Below are 24,492 nucleotides of genomic sequence, written 5' to 3'. Positions count from 1 at the left end.
GGTGGCCGGGGCTTTTTTTTGCCTGCTGGAAACAAACATTGACTGCCACAAGCCACTGCCTTAAAGTCCCGCGCCGTTCATCAGGTGCTTTTCGCGTGGTCTGCGCGAAAGTGAAACGGGAAGCCGGTGCGCTGTTTACAGCAATTCCGGCACTGCCCCCGCAACGGTAAGTGAGTACAGACAGGTTTAAACGCCACTGCGCAGGATGCGCGGGAAGGCAACCTGCCGGCAATCGCCGCTCACGAGTCCGGAGACCGGCCTGACTGAGACAACCTGCCGCGTGGGGCGAGCAAGGTGTCGGTGTGTCTGGCTGCTGTAGTCATATTCCCGATCCCGGATTGGTCCTGCGCGTTCAACTCATTTCAGTTGCACGGGTGGTGCAACACAAATTCGGAGAACAACATGTCCGGTATCGAGCAATCCGTTTCAACCCCGTTATCCTGCGCTGCATCTGCACTGATGCTGTTCGCGCTATTTCCTTCGTCACAACCAGTAGCGGCCGAAACTGTCAACGGCGATACCGTGGTGGTGACTGCAACCCGAACAGCGCAAACGGCCAATGAAGCCCTGGCTTCGGTACAGGTCATCCACCGCGCTGAAATCGAGCGCGCACAGGCCAATGATGTGGCCGAGTTATTGCGTTTTCTTGCCGGTGTCGATATCGGCCGCAGCGGTGGTCCGGGCCAGCAGACATCGGTCTTTATTCGTGGTGCCGAGAGTAACCACACGCTGTTGCTGATTGATGGCGTGAAGGTGAACGATGCCACGGTTGGCAGTGCGGCCTGGCAGAATATCGACCCGGCAATGATCGAACGTATCGAAGTTGTCCGTGGACCGCGTTCCAGCCTGTATGGATCCGAGGCAATCGGTGGTGTGATACAGATATTTACCCGCAAGCCAACCGCAGGTGTCAGCCAGAGTGGAAGTTTTGGTGTCGGCACCAACAACACTGTGCGTGGGGATGCGCGGGTAGCGGGGACAGGAGATAAATTCCGCGCCAGTGCCGGCTTGTCCTTTCAGGGAACCGACGGTTACCAGACGCTTATCAGTGCAACGGGTGACCGGGGTTATAGCAACATGTCGCTGGATTTTGATTTCGGTGCGGATCTCGGCGCAGTCGATATGGCGTTCAGTACCTGGGCCAGCAAGGGAAAAACCGAGTATTACGATTTTTTTGCGGCACCCCTCGACCAGGACTACAGCAACCGCGTCACTGCAGTGACCTTGTCCGCCAACCCGGCTGACATCTGGAGCAGTACGCTCAGGCTGAGTTACACCGCAGACCGTCTCGAGCAGAATCAGTCCAGCGACCTTTCGGCAACTGCACGCTGGGCGGCAGACTGGCAGAACGATGTGCAAATCGGGGAGGCGCAGTTGCTGACAGTTGGTGCTTATCTGGCCAATGAAAATGTCGACTCGGCGAGTTTTGGTACGGTGGTGAAAGAAGACAAGAATATCAGGGCGGTGTTCGGGCAGGATCAGATAGTCCTGGGTAATACCAGTCTGCTGCTGGCGGCACGCTACACCGATGATGAAATATTCGGTAACGAGACCACGTGGAATACTACGCTGGGCTACCGCTTCACTGACAGTACCAGCGTTTATGCAAGTGTCGGTACGGGGTTCAAGGCGCCGAGTTTCTTTGACCTGTTCGGTTTCGGCGGAAATGCAGGACTTGATCCCGAGAAATCCACGAACTATGAAATGGGCGTTAAACACCATATCGATACCGGCCAGCAGATATCTGTTACGGCTTTCCAGAATGAAATCGATGACCTGATCAGCTTTGTCGATCCCGACGGTTTTCTCGGCCCCGTTCCGGGTCAGAACGTCAATGTCGATGAGGCGCGTATTCGTGGTGTTGAGGTCGAGTATCGTTATGCAATGGGTGACTGGTCAGGCCATGTTTCTGCGACATACCAGGATCCGGAAGATCGCAATACCGGAGAGCAGCTGGCGCGGCGTGCCAAAAAGAGTTTTTCTGCCACGCTGGATTACCGTCTGGGTCCGTGGCAGATCGGCGGCCAGTTTCTGACCACGGGTGAGCGCGAGGATTCTGCATTTTCCAACACAGTGCTGGGCGGTTACAGTGTGCTGGACCTGAATGTCAGCAAATTGATCAACAGGAACCTGACCGTTCGCGGGCGTCTGGAAAATGCCTTCGACAAGGACTATCAGACCGCCGGTGGTTTTAAAACCCAGGGCCGGGCGGTATACCTGAATGTGGTGTTTTCCAGCGAAGGCATCTGATCCGGACAATTGTTTCACCTGACTGGACAGTCATGTAAAAAACCGGCTGTATTGCTCATCGAACCCGCTATGGCGTTACAATGCTGCGCAATACGAACCTAAAAAGGATCAAATCAGTGGAACGGATGTTTGAAAGCCTGCTTTACGCCAGCCGCTGGGTACTTGCGCCGGTCTATATCGGCCTAAGTGTTGCACTGTTCCTGCTCGGTGCGAAGTTTTTCCAGGAGGTGATACACGCGTTGCCACTGGTTTTCAGTATGTCCGAGTCCGACCTGGTATTGCTGGTGCTGTCCCTTGTCGATATGGCGCTGGTCGGCGGTTTGCTGATCATGGTGATGTTCAGTGGCTACGAGAACTTCATTTCACAGATCGACGTTGATGATACTACCGAAAAGCTTTCCTGGCTCGGCAAGCTGGATGCCGGATCGCTCAAACAGAAAGTGGCGGCGTCCATTGTCGCCATCTCTTCGATTCACCTGCTCAAGGCCTTCATGAACGCCACCCATATCAGCAATGACAAGCTGATGTGGTTCGTGATTATTCATCTTACCTTTGTCGTGTCGGCGTTGGGCATGGCCTACGTCGACAGAATGAACAAGCACTGAATGACGGGTTCCCTGCGCTGGCGGTGTTTTCCCGATGCCGATACGGTTGCCGCACAGGCGCGCCTGCGGATACAGGATGCTGCACAACAGGCCATCGCTGCACGCGGCCGGTTTGTCATCGTACTGGCTGGCGGCACGACCCCTGAGCAGGTGTACCGCGGACTGAAAGACTTCGACACCGACTGGTCGCGCTGGTTTGTCTGGTTCGGCGACGAACGCTGCCTGCCGGTCGATCACCCGGAACGTAACAGCGTTATGGCGCAACAGGCCTGGCTGGCGCATGTGCCGATTCCTGCGGAGCAGGTTTTCCCCATGCCCGCCGAGCTGGGCCCGCAACGTGCGGCTGATAGCTACGAGAAACTGATCACAACCGAACGGCCCTTCGACCTGGTATTGCTGGGGATCGGTGAGGACGGTCACACCGCCAGTCTGTTTCCCGGCCATGCGGTTCCGGATGACCGCCTGGTCATACCTGTTTTTGATGCTCCCAAACCACCACCTGAACGGGTCAGCCTGACGTTTCGCGCCCTGTGTGATACATATGCGATCTGCGTGCTGGTCACGGGAGCGGCCAAGCGCGACGCCGTTCGCCGCTGGAAGCAGGGAGCGGATATACCCGTGTCACGGCTGGCATGCCCGGCAGGTGTCGATGTTCTGCTGGATGAAGCAGCGTGCCAGGGCGCCGGGTAGGAGGCAAGCGACCGTTTCCGGCCTACTCGTCATTGCGAGAAGCGCAGCGACGCGGCAATCTCCATCAGGCTCTTCACCGGTGGTTTCAATCGTCCCGGGCGGGGTGGTTTTTCGCCGGCAACGGTTTGCCCGCTACGCGGGTCCCCTGCGCTTCTCGACATGTTGCGCGCTCGCGAAACTCGCGGTCTGCGCTGACGCGCAAACCGCTCAGACAGTCGCTCGCTTGATCGCAAAATGTCTGCGATGCTCGGCTGCACCGACGCCGGCGAAAAACCACCCCGCCCGGGACTTGCTCTGTGCAAATCTATCAATGACCGGTTGAGTCAGCAGCCAACTCCGGGCATTTGCATTCAAGGATGTAACGCTCGAAAAAGCGCACCATTAGTACTTGCAGATGTTCTGTAACCTGTCAGTTCTACAAGTTCTGCATCAATGAAACCAGCGTTGGTAATAATTTCCAATAATTTGTCGGCCGGTAATGTTCCCTGAATGCAGTCGGCCCATGATTCTGCATCAGAGACAGCGCTGCAACAGTCTTCTGATTCACGTACCATATCAGCAATCTGCAAACGACCGCCGGGTTTCAGGATACGATACAGCTCCTGGAATACCTTGTCTTTATTCTCAGAAAGGTTAATAGCCCCGTTAGAGATAACAACATCAACGGAGTTATCTGCAATGGCCAGATTGGCGATATCGGCCTCATGGAACTCAATGTTATCCAGTGCAGCGTGCCGGGCGTTATCTCGTGACTTGTCTATCATTGCCGGAGTGCAGTCAACACCGATAACCTTGCCCATGTCCCCCACAAGTAAAGCGGCCACACAGGCATCTGCACCTGCCCCACAGCCAATATCAACCACAGTCTGTCCTGGGCCAATTTCACCCAGCTTGAACGGATTACCAACAGCGGCTGATGATTCCCACACCACATCGGGCAGCTGATCCAGCCATGCGTCTGAATAACCTAACTGACGCGCATTGGCTTTGCCTTTGCTCCAACCAAAGTCAGAATCCGGCTTTTCTGCCAGCTTTGTATAGAGAGCGATCAGTTCCGTCTGCATCTTTGTTTCGTCACAGGAACTCATAGGCTACCCCTGACTTTTGCCGGATTTAATGAATACGGCACCGTAATGGTAGGGGCCGACATCAATAATTTTCTCAAGCATGAACCCCGCAGGTTCTACAATCTGCTGAACGTCTTCTGGCTGCATACGCAGTTCCTTATCCGGGCCTCTGGGCTGATCAAGTACCGTGGTTTCCTCACGTGGTCGTCGGTACCAGTTTATCACCGCGAAACGACCCGCCTCATTCAGCGTTTCGTTAATTGCCCTGGAGAGCCTGTCTTGCTCGGGTACGCCATGAAACGTGTTAGCCATAAACACAAAATCGACCAAACCATCGATCAACTGCGGCAGGTCGCGCGCATCACCGAGGATCGATTGAAAGTTACTGTACGTACAACATGCAGTTTCTGTCTGACCCAATAAATCTGCATCCAGATCCAGACCATAAACCTGGCTTGATAGCTCACACATGGGCCGCGTGAAATATCCGTCTCCACAGCACAGATCCACTGTACGCATACCTGCTGCGATACCGACATCACGTATTACCATCTCCGGATTTGGCCATAACGCATGCCACCAGTCTTTATCGGGCATAATTGTTGCCGGAAAAAACTTGTCTTTGTTCATCTCAATGTCCTGTTTGACAGCCGCCTGTTATTCAACGACCATTCAGTGGGTAAGCACTCACACATATGAGCATATACACATATGAGTATTAACGCATACAAGAAGAAAGAGATCAACAGCCTCAGTAAGGTCCTGAAAATACTTGGAGAACCTAATCGACTGCGGATCGTGACGAGCCTTGGTCTGGAATGTCGACCTGTTACCGACATCGTGAAAGTTACCGGCCTGAGCCAGACTAACGTTTCGTTTCATCTCCGTATCCTGCGGGAGGCCGGTCTGGTTAGACCGGAGCGAAACGGGCCATTTGTCTACTACTGCCTTCCAGACAATCAACTCAGAGAAGTGATCGATCAATTTCGTGATTGGGTGAACAAGTAATTTCCATCCTCGCAATGACGGGGTCTGACCGTTTTGGGTCGGATAAAGATCTTTTGTCGTTCCCGGCCTTGCAAGGCGAGCTGATTATTTTGAAAAGTGTGGCGGAGTGGGATTGAGCAGGCAATAAAAACCCCGCTCTCGGCGCGGGGTGCATTGAGATGTTGCTTGTTACCGGTTTCCATAACCGACCGAATCTGTTTTGGAAGATTTGGTCGGGGCGAGAGGATTTGAACCTCCGACCCCTTCGTCCCGAACGAAGTGCGCTACCAGGCTGCGCTACGCCCCGATTTAGTAACTCCGGTTCACCGAAAATTCGGCGAGTCCGTACAAGGCCTCTTTGTAGGGGCTGGCCGGGATTTCCGCCAGTGCCTCGATGGCCAGGTCCGCCTCGTGTTGCGCGGACTGCGCAGTGTACGCGATGGCCTGTGTCGATTCAATGGCGTCCATGACCGTGTCGATGTGCTCCAGACCACCATTTTCGATAGCCTTGCGAATGACCTTCGACTGCTCCGGTGTGCCGTGTTTCATGGCGTGAATAAGTGGCAGGGTTGGCTTGCCTTCGGCCAGGTCGTCGCCGACATTTTTGCCGATATCCTGGTTGGATGCGCCGTAATCGAGGGCGTCGTCGATGAGTTGAAAAGCGGTGCCCAGGTGCATGCCGTAGCGTGCCATGGCCTGTTCGATAGCAGCGGACCGATTGCCCAGTACAGCGCCGAGTCGTGACGAAGCCTCGAACAGTTTGGCGGTCTTGTAACGGATCACCTCGCGATAGCGGTCCTCACTGGTGTCCGGGTCGTGGCAATTGAGAAGTTGTAATACCTCTCCCTCCGCAATAATGTTTGTCGTGGTGGAAAGAATCCCCATCACCTTCATGCTGTCCACGCCGACCATCATTTCGAAAGCACGCGAGTAGAGGAAATCACCGACCAGCACGGCGGCTTCGTTACCCCAGATTGCATTTGCGGTTTCATTGCCACGGCGTAAATCGGAGGCATCTACGACATCATCGTGCAGTAGCGTGGCGGTATGAATAAACTCGATCACCGCTGCCAGTTCGGTATGGTGCTGGCCCTGGTAGCCACAGGCGCGGGCGGACAAAAGTACCAGCAACGGACGCAGACGCTTGCCACCACTATTGATAATATAGCGCCCCAGTTCATTGATCAGGGCGATATCCGATTGCAGCCGCTTCAGGATCAGTGCATTCACTGCACTGATGTCGTCACGCACCAGCACGCGGATATCTTCGATATCCATGTAAGTGCTTTGTTTTTTAAGTAATTCCTGCATGATGCGTAGAATACGTGTCGAATGGCCGCCTGGCAATACCGTACCGGCAAGTCTAACCGGCAGGGGCGCATGGTACCAGAAACGATCTAGTTTGACGCAAACCCCGGGAATCCGTAGAATTGCGCCTCTTTCGGACGCTGTGATTTGGAGATTCAGCAATGTATGCGGTAATTATGACTGGCGGTAAACAATACCGTGTAAGCCAGGGCGACAAGCTCCGTGTGGAGAAACTTGACGTTGCTGAAGGCGATTCTGTAGAGCTGGACAAGGTGTTGATGGTTGTCGATGGTGACGATATCAAGATCGGTGCACCGGTTCTGGAGAGTGGCAAGGTCACGGCCGAGGTAAAGGCCCATGGCCGCGGCGCCAAGGTGGAAATCATCAAGTTCAAGCGTCGCAAGCACCATATGAAACGACAGGGCCATCGTCAGGCCTATACTGAACTGGAAATTACAGGCATCTCTGCCTGAGTTTGAGGTAAGCGCAAAATGGCACATAAAAAAGCCGGTGGTAGTACGCGTAACGGACGCGATTCAGAATCCAAACGCCTGGGCGTGAAACGCTATGGCGGCGAGAGTGTGGCGGCAGGAAATATTATCGTGCGTCAGCGCGGCACCCACTTCCATCCTGGTGTGAACGTGGGCTGCGGCCGCGACCACACTCTGTTCGCGAAGGCGGACGGTGCGGTGAAGTTCGTGACCCGCGGCCCGAAGAACCGCAAATTTGTGGACGTGGTTACTTCCTGACCGATTTCCGGTCTCGTTGAAAAGCCCCGTCCTGGTACGGGGCTTTTTTATGCAAGTCTTTCAGGCGCGTCATTGCGAGCGCAGCGCGGCAATTTTTTCAGTCTGTGCCAGCCCTTGGGAGATTGCCGCGCTGCGCCCAAAGAACCCCTGCGGGGTTCATTATGGGTACCTCACCCTTCGGGTCGAGGCATCGCAATGACGGGGTTTTCAGGTGGCTACGACGGATAAACCCGGTATATTGAAATTATGAAATTTGTTGATGAAGCCACAATTGATGTAAGAGCCGGTGACGGAGGGAACGGTGCGGTCAGCTTTCGCCGCGAGAAATACATTCCCCTTGGTGGCCCTGACGGTGGCGACGGCGGTGACGGCGGCAGTGTCTGGATGGTGGCGGACAGTGGTCTCAATACGCTGGCGGATTTTCGATTTGAGCGGCGTTTCAAGGCGCAACGCGGCGAGAACGGGCGCGGTCGTAACTGTACCGGCAAGGCGGGCGAAGACTGCATTATCAAGGTACCGGTCGGCACGCTGGTGTACAAGGTGAGCGACACGCGACAAGGAGAGGGCGGTAGCCCGAGAGGGTGCCCTGGGGCAGAAGGCGCCCTGGGGCGTGAGGAAGACACCGAAGAGTTAATGGGCGACCTGGTGGAAGACGGCCAGCGTCTGCTGGTGGCGCGGGGTGGTTTTCACGGGCTGGGCAATCTGCGCTACAAGAGTTCCACCAACCGTGCGCCGCGTGAATCGAAACCGGGAACACCGGGTGAGCACCGTGCATTGCGTCTTGAGTTGAAGTTGCTGGCGGACATTGGTCTGCTTGGCAAGCCCAACGCGGGGAAGTCGACGCTGATTCGTTCGATTTCGTCGGCCAAACCCAAGGTGGCGGATTACCCCTTTACAACGCTATACCCGAACCTCGGCGTAGTGCGTGTGGAAGCACATCGAAGTTTTGTGGTGGCGGATATTCCGGGCCTGATTGAAGGTGCAGCGGAAGGTGCGGGCCTGGGGGTTCAGTTCCTCAAGCACCTGTCACGTACCGGGCTGTTGCTGCACCTTGTCGATGTGGCGCCGCTGGATGGCAGCGACCCGGTTGAGGATGTCAAAACCATTGCGCACGAACTGGAAAAATTCAGTGCAGAGCTTGGCGAACGCGAACGCTGGCTGGTGTTGAATAAAATCGATATGGTACCGGATGATGAACGCGAGGTGCTGTGCCGCGACATTGTTGAGCGGCTCGACTGGCAGGGGCCGGTATTTCAAATTTCCGCACTGGCGAAGCTGGGAACGCGCGAGCTGGTGTTCGCTATCATGGATGTGATCGAGGCGCGCCGGCAGGCGGCCAAAGAGGATGCGGAAACTGTAGAACCTGATGAGTGATTCCCGTCGACAAGCTATCGGCAAGGCAGACCACAGGCGCTGGGTGGTCAAGATTGGCAGCGCGCTGCTGACCAACAACGGCGCAGGACTGGATCGCGATGCCATCGCAGGCTGGGTCGATCAGATGAATGTGCTGCGGGAACAGGGGTGCGAGCTGGTGCTGGTGTCATCCGGTGCGGTCGCGGAGGGGATGAACCGGCTCGGCTGGACGCAGCGCCCACATCAACTGGTTGCCCAGCAGGCGGCGGCAGCCGTCGGTCAAATGGGGCTGGTTCAGGCCTGGGAATCGCATTTTCAGACACATGGTCTGCACACCGCTCAGGTCCTGTTGACCCACGATGATCTTGTCAATCGCACCCGCTACCTGAATGCCCGCAGCACGCTACGCAAGCTACTGGAGCTGGGTGTTGTTCCGGTGGTCAATGAAAACGATACGGTGGCCTTTGACGAGCTGCGTTTCGGTGATAACGATACGCTGGCAGCGCTGGTGGCCAATCTGGTCGAGGCGGATTTACTGGTGATACTGACGGACAAGGCCGGTGTCTACGACAGTGACCCTGGACAAAATCCCGGGGCAGCGTTGATCAGTGAGGCAGAGGCCGGCAACACGGCTCTCAGGGCTGCGGCGGGAAGCACCAGTAGCAGCGGGCTGGGTAGCGGCGGTATGGCGACCAAGGTTGCGGCTGCCGAGCTGGCAGCCCGTTCCGGTGCTGCGACCTGGATTGCTTCGGGGCGCGAAGAACGGGTACTGGAAAGAATGGCATCCGGCGATGGCCTGGGTACGCTGGTGTTGCCGGCCAGTGGTCGACTGGCATCACGTAAGCAGTGGCTGGCGGGTCAGTTACAGTCAAAAGGTTCGCTGACGCTGGATGCGGGTGCTGCGCGCGTACTGAGAGAGTCCGGTTCCAGTCTGCTGGCGGTCGGTGTGTCAGCCGTTGAGGGAAGTTTTCGGCGCGGTGAGCTGGTAAGTTGTGTTGATTCCCAAGGTCGGCCTGTGGCGCGTGGCCTGGTGAACTATACGTCTGACGAAGCGCGCCGCATCATGGGGCGCACCACGGAACAGATTGAGCAGTTGCTGGGCTACGTCGATGAGCCGGAGTTAATTCACCGTGACAATCTGGTGCTGCTTTGAGTTTTCCAGGGGCATTAAAAAAGCCGGTCAGAGACCGGCTTTCGGAACCAGGTAACAATCCGCAATCAGCTTTGCAGCGCGCGGACGTGCTGACCAAGACGGCTCTTTTGGCGAGCAGCCTTGTTCTTGTGAATGAGGCCTTTGCCGACAGACTTGTCGATGACCGGTACAGCCTTCTGGTAGGCCGCCTGGGCGCCTTCCGCATCACCGGCGGCGACCGCCTTGGCGACGTTCTTGATGTAGGTGCGCAGCATGGAGCGCTGGCTTGCATTGCGCTGGCGGCGGTTCTCTGCCTGGCGGGCGCGTTTACGGGCTTGGGCCGAATTTGCCAAAATCTTTCTCCTGTTCCTGGTTCCGAAGAGCCGGGCACTATGCGGAAATCCGCTCGATTTGTCAATCATTTCGCCCTTCGGGGAGGGCTTTTGTGAGCGGAAAAATGCTCCGTAGTACGGCCGTGGTTGGCGCAATGACACTGGTTTCCCGGGTACTGGGTCTGGCACGCGACGTGGTGTTGGCACGTTTCGGCGTTACAGCGGGAATGGATGCTTTCTTCGTCGCATTCAAGATCCCGAATTTTACCCGCCGTTTATTTGCAGAAGGCGCATTTTCGCAGGCGTTCGTGCCTGTTCTGTCAGAATATCGGACGCAGCGCGAGCATGGCGAAGTACAGGCGCTGGTGGATTATGTGGCTGGCACCATGCTCGGTATGCTGGGCTTGCTGGTGTTGGTCGGGGTGCTGGCCAGCCCGGCGCTGGTGACCGTATTTGCGCCGGGGTTCTGGGCGGACCCGCAAAAGTTTGATCTGACGGCCTACATGCTGAGGTTCACCTTTCCCTATCTCCTGTTCATGGCGCTGGTCGCTTTTGCTGCGGGTATTTTGAACAGTTACGGGCGATTTGCGGCGGCGGCTTTCACGCCGGTGTGGCTGAATGTGATTCTGATTGCCGCGGCGTTGCTGATATCGCCACAGCTGGACGAACCCATGGTGGGGGTGGCCTGGGGTGTTTTTGTGGCGGGTTTTGTTCAACTGGCCTTCCTGTTACCGTCGCTGGCGCGTATTCGCCTGTTACCACGGCCACGCTGGGGTGCGGGTAATGCGGGTGTAAAAAAAATCATGAAGCTGATGCTACCGGGCATCATTGGTTCTTCGGTGTCGCAGATCAACCTGCTGTTCGATACCCTGCTGGCGTCCTTCCTGATTACCGGCAGCGTTAGCTGGTTGTACTATGCCGACCGGCTGGTGGAGTTCCCGCTCGGGGTTTTTGGCATTGCGCTGGCGACGGTTATTCTGCCGGTGCTGTCGCGCGCGCACGCGAGTGGGTCGAGTGAACAGTTCGCCCACATCGTTGATGCCAGTCTGCGCTGGGTGCTGCTGATCGGTGTGCCGGCCATGGTGGGGCTGATGTTGCTGGCACGCCCGGCACTGTCGACACTGTTTGAACATGGCGATTTTGCGGGCAGCGATGTCGATATGACGACACTTGCATTACTGGCTTACGGGATCGGCCTGCCCGGATTTATGCTGACCAAGGTGCTGGCACCGACGTTCTACTCGCGCCAGGACACGGTAACGCCGGTGAAGATCGCCATACGGGCCATGATTGCCAATATGGTCATGAATGTGTTGTTCGTGGTGCCGCTGGTTCTGCTGAAAATTCCCGGCGCACACGCCGGGCTGGCGCTGGCAACAGCGCTGTCGGCCTGGCTCAATGCCGCGCTGTTATTTACAGCGTTGCAGCGTGCCGGGGCCTACCGGCCACAACCGGGCTGGCCACGATTACTGATGCAGATCACCATGGGTGTTGCGGTGATGGCCGCAGTAGTCAATTTCGGCATGCCGGACAAGCTGCAATGGTCGGGCCTGGACGGGATTGGCCGTGTTACTCAGCTCGGTGTGTGGATCCTCGCCGGGGTGGCCAGCTACCTGCTGACACTGCGACTGGCGGGTGTAAAGTTGTCCACCTTCCGTGCCCCGGTGGATAAAGCAACCGGCAATCCATGACATGACGCGTGTGATCATTATAATCCGTGGTTTTGTGTAAACTGATGCGACTGATACGAGGCTTTCACAATATGCCTGCCGCGCCGCGCGGCTGCGCGCTGACGATCGGCAACTTCGATGGTGTACATCGCGGCCACCAGGCGGTGCTGAACCAGTTACACGCACGTGCAGGTGAACTACAGTTGCCCGCTACGGTGATGGTATTCGAACCGACACCGCAGGAATATTTTTCACCGGATACAGCGCCTGCCCGTCTTATGAGGTTGCGTGACAAGCTGACCCGGTTTCATGAGCTGGGTGTCGAGCAGGTGGTCTGTCTGCGCTTTGACCAGCGGCTCGCGGAACGCGATGCCGATGCCTTTGTAAAAGACATCCTGGTAGATGGGCTGGGTGTGCGGCACCTGGTGATCGGTGATGACTTTCGTTTCGGTAAGGGTCGCAGCGGCGACTTTGCCTTTTTACAGCAGGCCGGCCAGCAGCATGGCTTTGAAGTTGTCAGCACACATACACTGGCAGAAGCTGGTGAGCGCGTGAGTAGTACGGGTATCCGCGAAGCGCTGGCCGCCGGTGAACTGGGCAAGGCAGAGCAGTTGCTGGGGAGGCCCTACACGATTTGCGGGCGGGTTGCTCCGGGTCAGCAGCGCGGTCGTACCATCGGTTTTCCAACGGCCAATGTGCGACTGCACCGCGCAGTGTCACCGGTACGCGGGGTGTTTGCCGTGCGTGTGCACGGTTTTGAGGGCCAGACGCTGGAAGGTGTCGCCAACCTCGGGACACGGCCAACCGTATGTGGAAACGAAACGGTGCTGGAAACGCACCTGTTCGATTTTGACCGGGACATCTACGGGCATTACGTGGGAGTCGAGTTTTGCAGCAAGCTTCGCGACGAAAAGAAATTTGAGTCGTTCGAGGCGCTGAAGCAACAGATACAACAGGACGCCGAACAGGCGCGACAGTTTTTCAGCGAGCGAGCGTACGAGTGAGTAACTATAAAGACACCCTGAATCTTCCGAAAACGGCCTTCCCGATGAAGGCGAACCTCGCCAACCGCGAGCCGGAAATGCTGAAATACTGGGATGAAATCGATCTCTATGCCAGCCTGCGGTCGCAGGGTAAGGGGCGGCCGAAGTTCGTGCTGCACGATGGTCCTCCCTACGCCAACGGGGATATTCATATCGGTCATGCGGTTAACAAAATCCTTAAAGACATCATTGTAAAGAGCAAGGCTTTGAGCGGCTTCGATGCGCCCTATGTGCCGGGGTGGGATTGTCACGGGTTACCCATCGAGCTGAATGTCGAGAAGAAGGTTGGCAAGGTAGGGCGCAAGGTGGATGCGCCGACCTTTCGTTCAAAGTGTCGCGACTATGCGCGCAAGCAAGTCGATGGTCAGCGTAAGGACTTTATCCGGCTGGGAGTGATGGGTGACTGGGACAATCCCTACCTCACCATGGACTATCTTTTCGAGGCAGATATCATTCGTGCGCTCGGACGTATTATCGCGGCGGGTCACCTGAATAAAGGCTACAAGCCGGTACACTGGTGTACGGATTGCGGTTCGGCGCTGGCTGAAGCTGAAGTGGAATATGAAGACAAGACCTCGCCGGCTATCGACGTACGTTTTCCGGTGCTGGATGAGGAAGCCCTGCTGGCGCGTTGCCATCACCCGGAAGGGCACAAGGGCGAGGGTCCTGTGTCGGTCGTGATCTGGACAACGACACCCTGGACCCTGCCGGCCAACCGCGCGGTGTCTGTCAATCCCGAGCTGGACTATGCGCTGGTGCAGGCTGATCTGGGCCATGGCACCGAGCGCGTGTTGTTTGCCGAGGCATTGTTAAAGGATGCCATGCTGCGATACGACTGTGACCAGTACAAGGTGCTGGCTTATTGCAAAGGTGCGGATCTTGAGCATCTGAAGCTCGCTCATCCTTTCTATGATCGCGAAGTGCCGATGATCCTCGGTGAGCATGTGACGACCGAAGCCGGAACCGGTGCCGTGCATACCGCGCCGGGACATGGCCAGGACGATTACGTGGTCGGTCAGCGCTACGGGATTCCGGTTGACAACCCGGTGGGTGCAAACGGCGTTTTCCTCGAAGGCACGGAATTGTTTGCCGGGAAGCATGTGTTTTCCGCCAATGACGATGTCATCGATGTACTGAAAGCAAAGGGTGCCCTGGTGCACGTCGAGGCATTACGACACAGTTATCCGCACTGCTGGCGACACAAGACACCGATCATATTCCGCGCCACGCCGCAGTGGTTTATCAGTATGGAACAGAACGGTTTGCGCAAGGCTGCACTGAAGGCAATAGCAGGCGTGGAGTGGATGCCCGACTGGGGGCAGGCGCGTATTGAAGGTATGGTGAAGGGTCGACCCGACTGGTGTATTTCCCGGCAGCGAACCTGGGGTGCCCCGATTGCGCTGTTCACGCACAAACAAACCGGTGAGCTCCATCCCGATACGGCCCGACTGATCGAGGAGGTTGCACTGCGTGTGGAACGTCATGGCATCGATGCCTGGTTTGAAATGGATGCAACCGATTTACTGGGCGATGAGGCGGAACAGTATGACAAGGTGACCGATACTCTCGATGTCTGGTTTGATTCAGGAACCACTCACCAGTGCGTGCTGGAGCGACGGGAAGAACTTGGTTTTCCCGCAGACCTTTACCTGGAGGGTTCGGACCAGCACCGTGGCTGGTTCCAGTCATCCCTGCTGACATCTGTGGCCATGCATGGCAAGGCGCCTTACCGACAGGTGCTGACCCACGGCTTCACCGTGGATGCAAAGGGTCAGAAGATGTCCAAGTCAAAGGGCAATGTCGTTGCGCCGCAGAAGGTGGTCAACAGTCTGGGAGCGGACATCCTGCGCCTGTGGGTTGCTGCAACCGACTACCGAAATGAAATGAATGTGTCGGACGAGATTCTCAAACGGACGGCAGATGCCTACCGGCGCATGCGCAATACAGCGCGTTTCCTGCTTGCCAATCTCAATGGTTTCGATCCGGTGAAGCACCTTCTGGAACCAGCCGACATGCTGATGCTGGATCGTTGGGTTGTCGCACGTGCAGAACAGTTGCAGGACGAGGTGACAAACGCCTACGAAGCCTATGAGTTCCATCATATCTACCAGAAGGCACATAACTTCTGTGCCAGTGATCTGGGTGGTTTTTATCTCGATGTTATCAAGGACCGCCAGTACACCACCCGGCCCGACAGTGTGGCAAGGCGGTCAGCACAGACGGCGATGTACCACATCGTGGAAGCGCTGACACGCTGGCTGGCGCCGATACTGAGTTTCACCGCCGAGGAAATCTGGCGCAATATCCCGGGTGAGCGTGATTCATCCGTGTTGTTGTCCACCTGGGCAGAGTTGCCGCAAATGTTTACAGCGGGAGGTGAGGATACTGCGCGCTTCAGTATGGACTACTGGCAGGATGTGCTGGCTTTGAGAGAAGCGGTCGGCAAGGAACTGGAAAAACTGCGCGTCGCGGGCGATATCGGTTCGTCGCTTGACGCCGAGGTTGACCTGTACTGTGACAATGACTGGCTGGAGAAGCTGGGTCGTCTTGAAGATGAGCTGCGTTTTGTGCTGATCACGTCCTATGCGCGGTTACATCCGCTTGAAGAGCAACCTGAGGGAGCTATAGCTATTGATCTTGACGGTGCGAAACTCGGTATTCGGACTACACCATCAGCTTACGCCAAGTGTGTGCGTTGCTGGCACCATCGGGAGGACGTGGGTTCCAGCAGTCAGCACCCCGAACTCTGTGGTCGTTGTATTGAAAATGTCGATGGCGACGGGGAGCCGCGGCGTTTTGCCTGACGCCCGGATATCGATGTGAAGAAATGGCTCGCGCTTGCCCTGCTGGTAGTGGTGTTGGACCAGCTTACCAAATCATTGGCGGTTAACGTTCTGACGTATGCAGAACCGTTGGCGGTTTTCCCCTCTTTTAACCTGACCTTGTTGTATAACCGGGGCGCGGCCTTCAGTTTTCTGAGCGATGCCTCGGGTTGGCAGCGCTGGTTTTTTGTGGTTGTTTCAGCAGGCGCGGCAGTATTTTTGACCCTCTGGTTGCGTCGTCTGAAGCAGGACCAGGTACTGCTTTCCGTTGCATTGGCGCTGGTGCTGGGCGGTGCAGTCGGGAACCTGATCGATCGCTTGTGGCTGGGTCATGTGGTGGACTTTATCCAGATTTATTATAAGCAGTATTACTGGCCTGCATTCAACATCGCTGATTCGGCTATTTCAGTCGGGGCCGTGTTGCTGATCTGGGACAGCCTGTTTGCACGACGGGAGTCTGACTGAAATGTCGATTACGGCAGGTTGTCGTGTAACCCTGCATTACGCCCTGCGACTGAAGGATGGCATGGAAGTCGACAGCAGCTTTGGTGACGAGCCGCTAACCTTTGTGATGGGTGAAGGCGTCCTCGACAAGGGGCTGGAACTTGCGCTGTTCGGGTTGCGAGCCGGGAGTCAGCAGACATTGACGTTGATGCCGGGACAGGCCTTCGGTTCGCGTCGCGAGGATGCGATCAGGTGGCTGGATCTTGCCACCTTCCCGGCCGGCATGTCGCCAGAGCCGGGGCAGATTATCGGCTTCTCCGACCCGCACGGGCAGGAAATTCCAGGTGCTGTCCTGGAGGTGATGAACGACCGTGTAAACGTTGATTTCAATCATCCACTGGCCGGGCGGGAAATCGTTTTCGAAGTGGATATCCTCGAAGTGGAATACCCTCCACTTGATGAGGAGTAGCACAGCACAACCCGGCAGGTGGATATAATCAGCCAAAGCAGACCGACAGGACATTTTTATGCAGGTATTACTGGCTAATCCAAGAGGCTTCTGCGCCGGCGTCGACCGGGCGATCGATATCGTCAATCGTGCGCTGGAACTTTTTGGCGCACCCATCTATGTGCGTCATGAAGTTGTGCACAATCGCTATGTTGTCAGCAACCTGCGTGAAAGGGGGGCAGTGTTTGTCGATGAACTGGATAAAGTGCCGGATGACGGAACCGTGATCTTCAGTGCGCATGGTGTGTCGCTCGCCGTACAGGAAGAAGCGCGTCTGCGAGGTCTGCGTGTATTTGACGCGACCTGTCCCCTGGTCACCAAGGTGCATATGGAGGTCACACGCTTCAGCCGCGATGGGCGGGAGTGTATCCTTATCGGACACGAGGGGCATCCCGAAGTGGAAGGCACCATGGGTCAGTATGATGCCTCTGCTGGCGGACAGATCTACCTGGTGGAAACTATTGATGACGTAGAACAGCTGTCCGTTCGTGATGGCACTCATCTCAGTTACGTGACACAAACCACGCTTTCCGTTGACGACACTGCAAAGGTGATCGATGCGTTGCGCGCGCGCTTCCCGGAAATCGAGGGACCGCGCAAGAATGACATTTGCTACGCCACCCAGAACCGCCAGGACGCCGTGCGACAGTTGGCGGAACAGGTTGACCTGGTGCTGGTCGTTGGTTCACCCAACAGTTCCAACTCAAACCGCCTGCGCGAACTGGCCGAGCAGCGAGGGGTGAAAGCCTATCTCATCGACGGTCCCGGGCAGATAGAACCTGGCTGGTTGCAAGGTGAGGTAAAGGTGGGTGTCACAGCCGGCGCTTCAGCGCCCGAAGTACTGGTTCGCGAAGTGATCAGTCGACTTGAAGAATGGGGTGCGGCCGGCGTTCAGGAACTGGCCGGCCGCGAAGAGACGATTACCTTTGCAATGCCAAAGGCGCTGAGGGTTACCAGCAATCAGCCGCAGTGAGGCCGCCTGTTGCTGCCGTTACACCTTTAAGGCCCGTGCTTGTCAGGGTCAGTGTTCCGCACTTGTCAGTGGCTTGCGGGCCGGTCGGTGCGGCCTGAATCGTATAGGCTGAACCGCTGGCTGCAGCAATCGTAAGGTCATAAGTGGCCGTTCCCCCGTCTATGGGGCACTGGTTCGGAAAAATGTTACCGGCTCCGGCGCCAATAGTTGCCGTTGCAAAAGTATTGTTGGCGGTATGGAAGCGTTCCATCGCGTTCGCGAGACCCAGTAACGAGCCCTCACAGTCTGCCCGCCGTGACTTGCGGACCTGGTCCTGGTAGGAGGGGTAGGCGATGCTGGCCAGAATAGCGACGATGGCGATAACAATCATCAGTTCGATCAGCGTAAATCCATAGTGTTTATGCATCTCAATTACTCCTTAATCTCTTGTCTGGCCATAATTTCCGGGTAGCAGCCATATAGTCGTGATGACTTTCAGGCCATCGATGTTGTCGTAACGGTAGCCTATGTGAACACCCTTGCTCAGCCGTCCGAGTGAATCCCCCGCTTTTGACAGAGAGTTAACGGTGGCAGTTTCTGATAGCGCCAGCAATGAGTCATTGACCACTATTTCTCCGCTACCGAAATCAATCCGGTCAATAAAGCCGGTGCCCTGGAAGTTTGCAGGATAATATCCAGGCAGCTTTCCGGCATGCGTCACGCCGAAAAGCGAGAGGCTAAGAATAAATCCGCATAGAGTGAATAATCGTTTCATCTGTTCTCTCCTGTGTTGGCCCTACAGCTCAACTTCTTCCCATGACAAACGGCCTGTATTGGGACCATCAACCTTTTCAATATCTGTTACGCCAATTGAGTCACCACCTGTGGTTTCAGTAGTAGCGACATATCGCTTGTTACCCAGGTTGGACGGGGCAGTCGGAAGACCGTCTACCTGGATGCCGGCAGCACCCACACTTCCGATCTCATCGAGATTGTCCAGTGTGCCGTCGCCATTCAGGTCAAAGGCGGCCGCATCCGGTCTTCCTCCATTCAGCCACTTTGCAACCATCAACCACCCGGTGCCGCCAAAGTTACAGGGGTTCGCATCCGGAATGGTCGTGTTGAAGAACACCAGGTCTCCGCGAATGACAGGGTCCGTGATGGAACGCTCGCCGGTAGTAGGCAAGTCCATGTACCAGCCATAGTCCGATCCCGTGTAATCCACAGGTGCATCGGTCAGTGTTCGCCCAACCACGCTTTCAGACGAGATACCCGTTGAAATCGTCTGTTCAACCAGGTCGCTGCGACCAAGAGAGTCAGTCCCCGAATCCCAGATGCCATACATGGACTGTGTATCAGTCGTGGTGATGTCTGCGGTAGTGAGATATTGCCCTGTTCCGAAAATAACCAGCGTATTCGGCTTGTTGGTAGCCGAGGTGGGCTGGTTTTCGTTGCGGACAATTACCGGTGTTGTAGTGATTTGCTGGTTACTGCCTGCGATAAATAAAGGCGCAGGGTTTGCCCCGGCCTTGTAGGCAGATTTCCAGTTGGTAGTGTTTGCCCCCGACAGATCGAATGCCCACATATTGCCATTCAGGTCACCGGCATAAACCCGGTCAGCGAAGCCATCGCTATCACTATCGATAACAGCGGGTGTGGCCAGGCCATTCCGGTTGCTGGTGTCGCCAACGCCTGTAGTGATTTCGAGATAGTCAGTACCCACAGTCCATGTTCCGTCCAGGCCACCTTCCAGAAACAGGACAAACAGTTTTGCTTCGCCGTCACCGGTATCGTTATAGCCATTTCCGAAAATAGCCGCCCATACTACCGTTCCCCCGGAACCTTCCAGCGGGACGATAGACGGACGACTGAAGGTGTAGCCGAGGTCGGGTTCATCCGTATTGTTGAATTCCCACATGACAATGTTCTGTGGTGTGTTGCTGCTTTCCGAGAAAGTGGATGGATTTGTGACATCCAGCGCGAACATTCCGCGCCCACCACCACGCAGGCTTCCAACCAGTACGGTTTTCCAGCTCACGCTGTCTGTAGGCGTGGTTTTTATGTAGGCATCAGCGATTGAGGGCGTCTGGTCTACATAGTAACTATGGGTGTAGTTTGGGTCTGTCAGGTAATGTAAACCTTCAGCGGCATTTGTCGAGTACAACTGACCGGGAACATAAGCCAGTATTTCCTCACCATCAGCCTGATTGAAGGCATGCAACATCCCGTCATTGCCACCCACATAGATAACACCCTGTCGTGAAGCCTGGCTGGTCTGAAATTCACTGTATGTGTTGCCGCTGGTGGTCGGGAAGGGGGCGATATCAGGCCAGCCTGACTCCGGGCGTCCGGCAAAAACAGGGCCGGAATGCATGATGTCGCCTAACCGACTGTTGCGTTCGCGCAGGCTTTTGGTAGAAAACGCCGGCGCCACTGTATTGTAGTTACAGGTGCCTGGTGATGCGGGTTCGCAGTTCCTGTCACCCCTGATATAACCGAGTCTTGCCATGCCGGTGGATTCGCTATCCAGCGTTCCACTTGAGTTTGTGCGGAAGTCGTTTTTCTGACTGGAAGTCAGATTGCCCCAGTTCAGTGCAACGCCTTCATCGGCTACGTTATTGTTGTCCGTGTCGCCGTAAGTCAGTATGACTCTGGGGTTTGACGTGATATTCCTGGCATCGAGCTGGGTCGCAGCAGACCATGTGATTGAGTTGCTGATATCACCTGTCACGGGGTCCAGTGAAAATGCAAACAGATCGCCGCTCCATTTTTCACTGTTGAACAGTGCCAGGTAAATCTCCGAATTGGTGCTGAGTGACCCGGAGTTGAAGGCTACAGAGGCTGAAGAACCTGTTCTGCCGGAAATAGAGCCCAGTGCGCTGCGCATTCCGGTGATCAGGTCTTGCGGGTTCTGGGCACTCAGAAATTCGCCCCGGCCATTCCAGGCAGCATGACGCAGGTCATCGATCCTTCTGGCATCCCTGAGACCGCCAGTGTTGTCAAAAGGACTTGGCCAGGCGAAGGCGTCTGTCTTGTTGGGTGGCATGGCGGTCAAGGTGCCGTCTACACCGAATGCAATGGTGTAGGTCACCATGTGCTGTGCGTCATTGTCATCCACGCCGCTTACTGTGGGCACATCATCGGTAACCGTTGAGCGCAGGTCCGTTTCGTAGTAGTGCATGGCTATATCAGCCAGCGTGTCTCCCTGGGCATCGGCATAGGATGCTCCGTCCCAGCTGCTGTCTCCGTTACCGTCTTCATTGTCGTTGCTGGCAGATGGTGAGGCGTTATCGGTCAGGTCAAATCCACCGTTATAGAATCCATCAGTCATGGCGACAGTAAAGTTTTGCTGACATTCTCCTCCGGAACTGGGCGCAACAGCAGGGCAGGTGCCGAAGAAATTATTTGTTTCGCAGGCAAGATAGCGACCGGCCTGGTTCAGTGTTGTACGTAGCGGTGTTCCGCTGTTCGGCTGGAAGGTATAGAGCGCATCCAGCAGTGTGCGCTTTGCGCCGGAGGCCGGATCACTGTTCATGGCGCTGATTGCAGTATTGACATTGTTGTTGTTGTGCAGTGTCACAAGACCCATGCGTGCAGCATTGGTGGATGCGATGACCTGTCCATAGGCAGCCTTGGCGACCAGGTGGCGGCTTCGGTAATAGCTGAACCAGTTGGCGAAGTTCTGCTGGATCGCGGCGGATTCATTTTTGACCAGGTGCTCGGTTTCTTCACCATCATCGAACAGCCCGTCGCCATCCGTGTCTGTCCAGGTGTAATACCGGAAGCCATCCGGGCTGCCATCGGTGTCGCGATCGCTGGTGAAGCGCACGGTACCACCTCCCCAGTTTGAATTGTGCTGGGTGAGGTCGATTGTTTCGCCGCCGGGGTTGTAAGGGTCGGCGGGCGCAGCAGTGACAGGTGCATCAATAAACGGGTTGCCGTTGACATCGACACCAGACCACGGGACATAGGTTTTGGCAGGATCAAAATATAACGGGTTGAAGTCACTGTTACGGAAACGCCAGGCTTCATCGTCTGCGGTATTGCAGTCGTTTGCGTTATCGCCATAGTTGTTGATGCCAAACTCTACACCATAGATATAGCCGTTAAAGGTGCCACTGCCGAAATTGCAATTTGCGGTTCCACTGTCATTACTGTCACGGTGTTTGACGCTGCCGCTTCCTGCCGGGCTGCTTCCGTCAGGTTGTGTGCCTGTGAACCTGCCACCGTTGGAGAAATCCCTGGTCATGGCTTCCCAGTCCATGCTGCCGGAGTCATCCAGCAGGAACAGGATATTCGGTTCAACATTGCTCTGAAGAAACAGGGGAGAACTGGCAAGATTACCAGGCGCACCGTATGTTGATGTCGGTGATGCCATCAGGCAGGTCATGATGCCGGCAGTCAGCGTATTCAGTTTGAAAATTGTCGTGTTACTCATGGCCTTTTACCCCCCGGGGGATGAAATTCGTCAATATCTGTAATGTGTTCGGTTCCGGTTATACCGGTCAGAAAATACGTCCGTAATAGGAACGCAATACCACTTCGGTAGATGCACCGTCATCATCCTGTGATGCGCCGATGCCACGCGCCGTAATCCTGAAAGTTGTTACATCCCCAATACCCTTGTTGTCACCGTACCCGGACAGGTTTAAAGCTCCCTGAACGCCGGTTATCGTGCTGGACTGTTTGATAAAGTAGCGGGGTGGGTTAACGGAACCGGGTACATTGTCGGCTTCGACCGAGTATGCATTGTCGGTCCACGTGGTCGCTGCCAGGAAATCCGGTTCACCCTGGGCCTCTCCGAACAGCCCGGCGGTGCCGTCGAAGGCACCGGTCGTTACAATTGTTTCCACGTAAGCTTCTGCGTCGCGCAAGGAGGATTCTGCAGCCTGAAATGCCTGGTTGCGATCTCTTGTGTTGTTTGCCATGCGCTCCTGGAGAATCGTGCCGCGCATGCCGCTGATTCCGATCATGGTCATAATCAGGAGGATCATCAGTGCAACAGCAAGCACAGCGCCTTGCTGACTATGACGTGATCCTGTGCTGTGTAAGTTTTGTGTTTTCATGGCTGTCATCATTTTAAGGTGTCAGTTGAGGCGATTACGAATGCCGATAGTCGAGGTATACACCTGACGCAGACGATTGTCGGCGGATGTGACAGATGTGCCAAGGACCGAATAGGTTTGACCATTTGCAACATTGTTTCCGTAGCTGCGTGCTACCAGTGCAAAGCGGATACTGACCACGTTATTCATATCGGTTACCTGGTCGGCGGGTACATAGTAGTTTGCGGCGCCTGAACCAGCTGTCTCGGGTGGGTCAATGTCCTCTCCGTACAGAATCTGCAGGTCTTCGATACCATCGACCAGCTCCTGGCCGTTTCGGAATAGAGCTGGCTGGCCAGAGGAGCCGACTGCGATGTTGTAGTTAAGCTGCTGGGCACGGTAAACCGTGGCGTCGCCGGTGTAGACCTTGGAGAGAATTTTAGTGCTGTTGCCCGGAGAGCCGGCACCTGAGTTGTGGACGATATTACCGGCGGTGCTCGGGTTGGCATTGGTGACCTGCATGATATCCGCAGACGTGCAATCACTGATTAAAACGATATCATCCTGGTTCAGACCGTTACCGGGAGTTACCTTGATATCGGCAGAAGGTAAAGGCCCAAACGGTGCTTCTACTTGTATACCACTGTCAAATCCACCGCGCAGCACCAGCGTATCGGGCGCGCCACCCCCTTCGGTGCCGTTTACGCCGCCATCGGCAAAGTCGATAGAGCCTGCTCCCGGATTCAGTGTGTTTGTCACCAGGCCGACGTTATTGGCGCAGCCCCAGAAGTCTGCCATGCGGATGTCACGGGCAAGAATCTCGGTCGCGAAGCGCCCGTTTTCCTGTAGTTGTGCGACAGCTTCGTTGCTGCGGTAACTGGCCTTGGTGCTGGAAGCGATTTGCACAACCCCGCCCAGCAGAACGACGCTAAGCAGCATGGCAATCATCACCTCGACCAGCGTAAATCCGGATTCCCGGGATCGGCTAATGGTTGTGTATTGCATATTCATGGCTTGAAACTCGTGGTAAAGGTGGATGTACTTCCGTCTTCGACTTCAGTCCAGGTGATTGTGACGACGAACTGTGTGCCCACACCGTCGCAACCTGCAGTGTCCGGGTCACTGTCGATACAAATGCCTCCGGTGCCATCCGGAAGTAAATTGGTGACCGAATCAAACCATTCGTTGAGGTCGTTTTGAGCCATTTCCGCACTCGTACAACCGGTCGATGTGCTGCAGTTGGCAACAGAACCCGGAGCTCCGCTACCGGTATCAAACTGGTAATCACCGTTTGCAGCGCCTGCTGCATTTGCCCGCATGCGATCAGCAATATCGTAGGCCAGGATAGTTGCCTGGGACCGTATGAAAGCACTCTGGTTATTGCGTAACGAGGTGGCCTGCAATCCTGCGAGACCGAGCAGTCCGATGGACAGGATGATGACTGTCACCAGAACCTCAATCATGGTGAAGCCCCGTTGTCCCTGTCGCTGGCGCGATGAATTTATATGTCTTGTGCTTGGCATGAGTCGTTATCC

Annotated in this window: 25 protein-coding genes, 1 tRNA gene and 1 riboswitch; of the genes, 14 read left to right on the top strand and 12 right to left on the bottom strand. The window is 55.8% G+C overall.

Features of this window, described 5'->3' with window-relative positions; genetic code table 11:
* Nucleotides 1-65: 65 nt before the first annotated feature.
* Nucleotides 66-277, top strand: a riboswitch (cobalamin riboswitch).
* 125 nt (nucleotides 278-402) lie between these two features.
* From DFR30_RS12105 to pgl, 3 genes are all read left to right on the top strand, one after another.
* The gene (locus DFR30_RS12105; RefSeq protein ID WP_132973589.1) at nucleotides 403-2,250 is read left to right on the top strand and encodes a TonB-dependent receptor domain-containing protein; all 1,848 of its coding nucleotides are present in this window, start codon (nucleotides 403-405) and stop codon (nucleotides 2,248-2,250) included.
* Between the two features lie 116 nt (nucleotides 2,251-2,366).
* The gene (locus DFR30_RS12100; protein WP_132973587.1) at nucleotides 2,367-2,855 is read left to right on the top strand and encodes a TIGR00645 family protein; all 489 of its coding nucleotides are present in this window, start codon (nucleotides 2,367-2,369) and stop codon (nucleotides 2,853-2,855) included.
* Nucleotides 2,856-3,545 carry a 6-phosphogluconolactonase gene (gene pgl, locus DFR30_RS12095; protein WP_132973585.1) on the top strand — a complete coding sequence of 230 codons (690 nt, stop codon included), beginning with the start codon at nucleotides 2,856-2,858 and terminating at the stop codon, nucleotides 3,543-3,545. It abuts the gene before it with no gap.
* Nucleotides 3,546-3,574: 29 nt separating this feature from the next.
* Here the strand turns inward: pgl and DFR30_RS14695 are convergent, their stop codons facing one another.
* From DFR30_RS14695 to DFR30_RS12085, 3 genes are all read right to left on the bottom strand, one after another.
* Nucleotides 3,575-3,706 (bottom strand): hypothetical protein, encoded by a 132-nt coding sequence (locus DFR30_RS14695; RefSeq protein WP_279386909.1) that lies wholly within the window; start codon nucleotides 3,704-3,706, stop codon nucleotides 3,575-3,577.
* 189 nt (nucleotides 3,707-3,895) lie between these two features.
* Entirely contained in the window at nucleotides 3,896-4,633 is a 738-nt protein-coding gene (locus tag DFR30_RS12090; RefSeq protein ID WP_132973583.1) for a methyltransferase domain-containing protein, read from the bottom strand.
* Between the two features lie 3 nt (nucleotides 4,634-4,636).
* Nucleotides 4,637-5,242, bottom strand: a complete 606-nt coding sequence (locus tag DFR30_RS12085; protein WP_132973581.1) for a class I SAM-dependent methyltransferase — start codon at nucleotides 5,240-5,242, stop codon at nucleotides 4,637-4,639.
* A gap of 81 nt (nucleotides 5,243-5,323) precedes the next feature.
* Here DFR30_RS12085 and DFR30_RS14775 point away from each other — a divergent pair, with 81 nt between their 5' ends.
* Nucleotides 5,324-5,620: an ArsR/SmtB family transcription factor gene (locus tag DFR30_RS14775; RefSeq protein WP_132973579.1), complete on the top strand. Its 297-nt coding sequence runs from the start codon at nucleotides 5,324-5,326 to the stop codon at nucleotides 5,618-5,620.
* Nucleotides 5,621-5,829: 209 nt separating this feature from the next.
* On the opposite strand, the gene DFR30_RS12075 is transcribed toward DFR30_RS14775, so the two are convergent.
* A tRNA-Pro gene (locus tag DFR30_RS12075) sits at nucleotides 5,830-5,906 on the bottom strand.
* Nucleotides 5,907-5,908: 2 nt separating this feature from the next.
* Complete coding sequence (gene ispB, locus DFR30_RS12070; RefSeq protein ID WP_132974476.1) at nucleotides 5,909-6,877, bottom strand: octaprenyl diphosphate synthase; 969 nt, start codon at nucleotides 6,875-6,877, stop codon at nucleotides 5,909-5,911.
* A gap of 191 nt (nucleotides 6,878-7,068) precedes the next feature.
* Between ispB and rplU the strand changes: the two genes are divergently transcribed.
* The 4 genes from rplU (at nucleotide 7,069) to proB (ending at nucleotide 10,162) form a co-directional block, all read left to right on the top strand.
* Nucleotides 7,069-7,380: a 50S ribosomal protein L21 gene (gene rplU, locus DFR30_RS12065; RefSeq protein WP_132973577.1), complete on the top strand. Its 312-nt coding sequence runs from the start codon at nucleotides 7,069-7,071 to the stop codon at nucleotides 7,378-7,380.
* Between the two features lie 18 nt (nucleotides 7,381-7,398).
* On the top strand, nucleotides 7,399-7,656 hold the full coding sequence (gene rpmA / locus DFR30_RS12060; RefSeq protein WP_132973575.1) for a 50S ribosomal protein L27: 258 nt from the start codon (nucleotides 7,399-7,401) through the stop codon (nucleotides 7,654-7,656).
* A gap of 246 nt (nucleotides 7,657-7,902) precedes the next feature.
* Nucleotides 7,903-9,030 carry an Obg family GTPase CgtA gene (cgtA, locus tag DFR30_RS12055; protein ID WP_132973573.1) on the top strand — a complete coding sequence of 376 codons (1,128 nt, stop codon included), beginning with the start codon at nucleotides 7,903-7,905 and terminating at the stop codon, nucleotides 9,028-9,030.
* Entirely contained in the window at nucleotides 9,023-10,162 is a 1,140-nt protein-coding gene (proB, locus tag DFR30_RS12050; RefSeq protein ID WP_132973571.1) for a glutamate 5-kinase, read from the top strand. Before cgtA ends, proB begins: the two co-directional genes overlap by 8 nt.
* 65 nt (nucleotides 10,163-10,227) lie before the next feature.
* Here the strand turns inward: proB and rpsT are convergent, their stop codons facing one another.
* Nucleotides 10,228-10,494, bottom strand: coding sequence for a 30S ribosomal protein S20 (gene rpsT, locus DFR30_RS12045; RefSeq protein ID WP_132973569.1), 267 nt, complete (start codon nucleotides 10,492-10,494; stop codon nucleotides 10,228-10,230).
* A 104-nt stretch (nucleotides 10,495-10,598) separates the two neighbouring features.
* On the opposite strand from rpsT, the gene murJ reads away from it, so the two are divergent.
* Genes murJ through ispH form a run of 6 tightly spaced genes read left to right on the top strand, consistent with a single transcriptional unit; the run spans nucleotide 10,599 to nucleotide 17,933 of the window.
* Nucleotides 10,599-12,164: a murein biosynthesis integral membrane protein MurJ gene (gene murJ, locus DFR30_RS12040; protein ID WP_132974475.1), complete on the top strand. Its 1,566-nt coding sequence runs from the start codon at nucleotides 10,599-10,601 to the stop codon at nucleotides 12,162-12,164.
* 44 nt (nucleotides 12,165-12,208) lie between these two features.
* On the top strand, nucleotides 12,209-13,147 hold the full coding sequence (ribF, locus tag DFR30_RS12035) for a bifunctional riboflavin kinase/FAD synthetase (RefSeq protein WP_132973567.1): 939 nt from the start codon (nucleotides 12,209-12,211) through the stop codon (nucleotides 13,145-13,147).
* A complete protein-coding gene (gene ileS / locus DFR30_RS12030; RefSeq protein ID WP_132973565.1) occupies nucleotides 13,144-15,990 on the top strand; it encodes an isoleucine--tRNA ligase in 2,847 nt (948 codons plus the stop codon). The genes ribF and ileS overlap by 4 nt, the downstream gene beginning before the upstream one ends.
* A gap of 15 nt (nucleotides 15,991-16,005) precedes the next feature.
* Nucleotides 16,006-16,473, top strand: coding sequence for a signal peptidase II (gene lspA, locus DFR30_RS12025; protein ID WP_132973563.1), 468 nt, complete (start codon nucleotides 16,006-16,008; stop codon nucleotides 16,471-16,473).
* Nucleotide 16,474: 1 nt separating this feature from the next.
* Complete coding sequence (locus DFR30_RS12020) at nucleotides 16,475-16,921, top strand: FKBP-type peptidyl-prolyl cis-trans isomerase (RefSeq protein WP_132973561.1); 447 nt, start codon at nucleotides 16,475-16,477, stop codon at nucleotides 16,919-16,921.
* A 58-nt stretch (nucleotides 16,922-16,979) separates the two neighbouring features.
* Nucleotides 16,980-17,933, top strand: a complete 954-nt coding sequence (gene ispH, locus DFR30_RS12015; RefSeq protein WP_132973559.1) for a 4-hydroxy-3-methylbut-2-enyl diphosphate reductase — start codon at nucleotides 16,980-16,982, stop codon at nucleotides 17,931-17,933.
* Here ispH and DFR30_RS12010 read toward each other — a convergent pair.
* From DFR30_RS12010 to pilV, 6 genes are all read right to left on the bottom strand, one after another.
* On the bottom strand, nucleotides 17,911-18,339 hold the full coding sequence (locus DFR30_RS12010) for a type IV pilin protein (RefSeq protein WP_132973557.1): 429 nt from the start codon (nucleotides 18,337-18,339) through the stop codon (nucleotides 17,911-17,913). The genes ispH and DFR30_RS12010 overlap by 23 nt on opposite strands.
* 12 nt (nucleotides 18,340-18,351) lie before the next feature.
* A complete protein-coding gene (locus tag DFR30_RS12005; protein WP_132973555.1) occupies nucleotides 18,352-18,687 on the bottom strand; it encodes a hypothetical protein in 336 nt (111 codons plus the stop codon).
* 21 nt (nucleotides 18,688-18,708) lie between these two features.
* Nucleotides 18,709-22,350, bottom strand: a complete 3,642-nt coding sequence (locus DFR30_RS12000) for a pilus assembly protein (RefSeq protein ID WP_132973553.1) — start codon at nucleotides 22,348-22,350, stop codon at nucleotides 18,709-18,711.
* A gap of 67 nt (nucleotides 22,351-22,417) precedes the next feature.
* Nucleotides 22,418-22,978, bottom strand: coding sequence for a pilus assembly PilX family protein (locus DFR30_RS14365; protein WP_165869197.1), 561 nt, complete (start codon nucleotides 22,976-22,978; stop codon nucleotides 22,418-22,420).
* A 21-nt stretch (nucleotides 22,979-22,999) separates the two neighbouring features.
* On the bottom strand, nucleotides 23,000-23,968 hold the full coding sequence (locus DFR30_RS11990) for a PilW family protein (protein ID WP_132974474.1): 969 nt from the start codon (nucleotides 23,966-23,968) through the stop codon (nucleotides 23,000-23,002).
* On the bottom strand, nucleotides 23,965-24,480 hold the full coding sequence (gene pilV, locus DFR30_RS11985; RefSeq protein ID WP_132973551.1) for a type IV pilus modification protein PilV: 516 nt from the start codon (nucleotides 24,478-24,480) through the stop codon (nucleotides 23,965-23,967). Before pilV ends, DFR30_RS11990 begins: the two co-directional genes overlap by 4 nt.
* Nucleotides 24,481-24,492 lie beyond the last annotated feature (12 nt).

The sequence above is a fragment of the Thiogranum longum genome, from assembly GCF_004339085.1.
GTDB classification, from domain to species: Bacteria; Pseudomonadota; Gammaproteobacteria; order DSM-19610; family DSM-19610; genus Thiogranum; species Thiogranum longum.
The sequence above is the reverse complement of the archived record's forward strand: the minus strand, read 5'-3'. Positions and strand labels throughout refer to the sequence as shown.

Coding starts and splice junctions, on each gene's coding strand:
- DFR30_RS14775 (WP_132973579.1), top strand. CDS start 5,324: ATGAGTATTAACGCATACAAGAAGAAAGAGATCAACAGCCTCAGTAAG.
- DFR30_RS12085 (WP_132973581.1), bottom strand. CDS start 5,242: ATGAACAAAGACAAGTTTTTTCCGGCAACAATTATGCCCGATAAAGAC.
- DFR30_RS12090 (WP_132973583.1), bottom strand. CDS start 4,633: ATGAGTTCCTGTGACGAAACAAAGATGCAGACGGAACTGATCGCTCTC.
- rpmA (WP_132973575.1), top strand. CDS start 7,399: ATGGCACATAAAAAAGCCGGTGGTAGTACGCGTAACGGACGCGATTCA.
- DFR30_RS14695 (WP_279386909.1), bottom strand. CDS start 3,706: ATGTCGAGAAGCGCAGGGGACCCGCGTAGCGGGCAAACCGTTGCCGGC.
- ispB (WP_132974476.1), bottom strand. CDS start 6,877: ATGGATATCGAAGATATCCGCGTGCTGGTGCGTGACGACATCAGTGCA.
- ispH (WP_132973559.1), top strand. CDS start 16,980: ATGCAGGTATTACTGGCTAATCCAAGAGGCTTCTGCGCCGGCGTCGAC.
- DFR30_RS14365 (WP_165869197.1), bottom strand. CDS start 22,978: ATGAAAACACAAAACTTACACAGCACAGGATCACGTCATAGTCAGCAA.
- DFR30_RS11990 (WP_132974474.1), bottom strand. CDS start 23,968: ATGAATATGCAATACACAACCATTAGCCGATCCCGGGAATCCGGATTT.
- pgl (WP_132973585.1), top strand. CDS start 2,856: ATGACGGGTTCCCTGCGCTGGCGGTGTTTTCCCGATGCCGATACGGTT.
- DFR30_RS12000 (WP_132973553.1), bottom strand. CDS start 22,350: ATGAGTAACACGACAATTTTCAAACTGAATACGCTGACTGCCGGCATC.
- murJ (WP_132974475.1), top strand. CDS start 10,599: ATGCTCCGTAGTACGGCCGTGGTTGGCGCAATGACACTGGTTTCCCGG.
- DFR30_RS12020 (WP_132973561.1), top strand. CDS start 16,475: ATGTCGATTACGGCAGGTTGTCGTGTAACCCTGCATTACGCCCTGCGA.
- DFR30_RS12105 (WP_132973589.1), top strand. CDS start 403: ATGTCCGGTATCGAGCAATCCGTTTCAACCCCGTTATCCTGCGCTGCA.
- proB (WP_132973571.1), top strand. CDS start 9,023: ATGAGTGATTCCCGTCGACAAGCTATCGGCAAGGCAGACCACAGGCGC.
- DFR30_RS12010 (WP_132973557.1), bottom strand. CDS start 18,339: ATGCATAAACACTATGGATTTACGCTGATCGAACTGATGATTGTTATC.
- ribF (WP_132973567.1), top strand. CDS start 12,209: ATGCGACTGATACGAGGCTTTCACAATATGCCTGCCGCGCCGCGCGGC.
- rplU (WP_132973577.1), top strand. CDS start 7,069: ATGTATGCGGTAATTATGACTGGCGGTAAACAATACCGTGTAAGCCAG.
- cgtA (WP_132973573.1), top strand. CDS start 7,903: ATGAAATTTGTTGATGAAGCCACAATTGATGTAAGAGCCGGTGACGGA.
- pilV (WP_132973551.1), bottom strand. CDS start 24,480: ATGCCAAGCACAAGACATATAAATTCATCGCGCCAGCGACAGGGACAA.
- DFR30_RS12005 (WP_132973555.1), bottom strand. CDS start 18,687: ATGAAACGATTATTCACTCTATGCGGATTTATTCTTAGCCTCTCGCTT.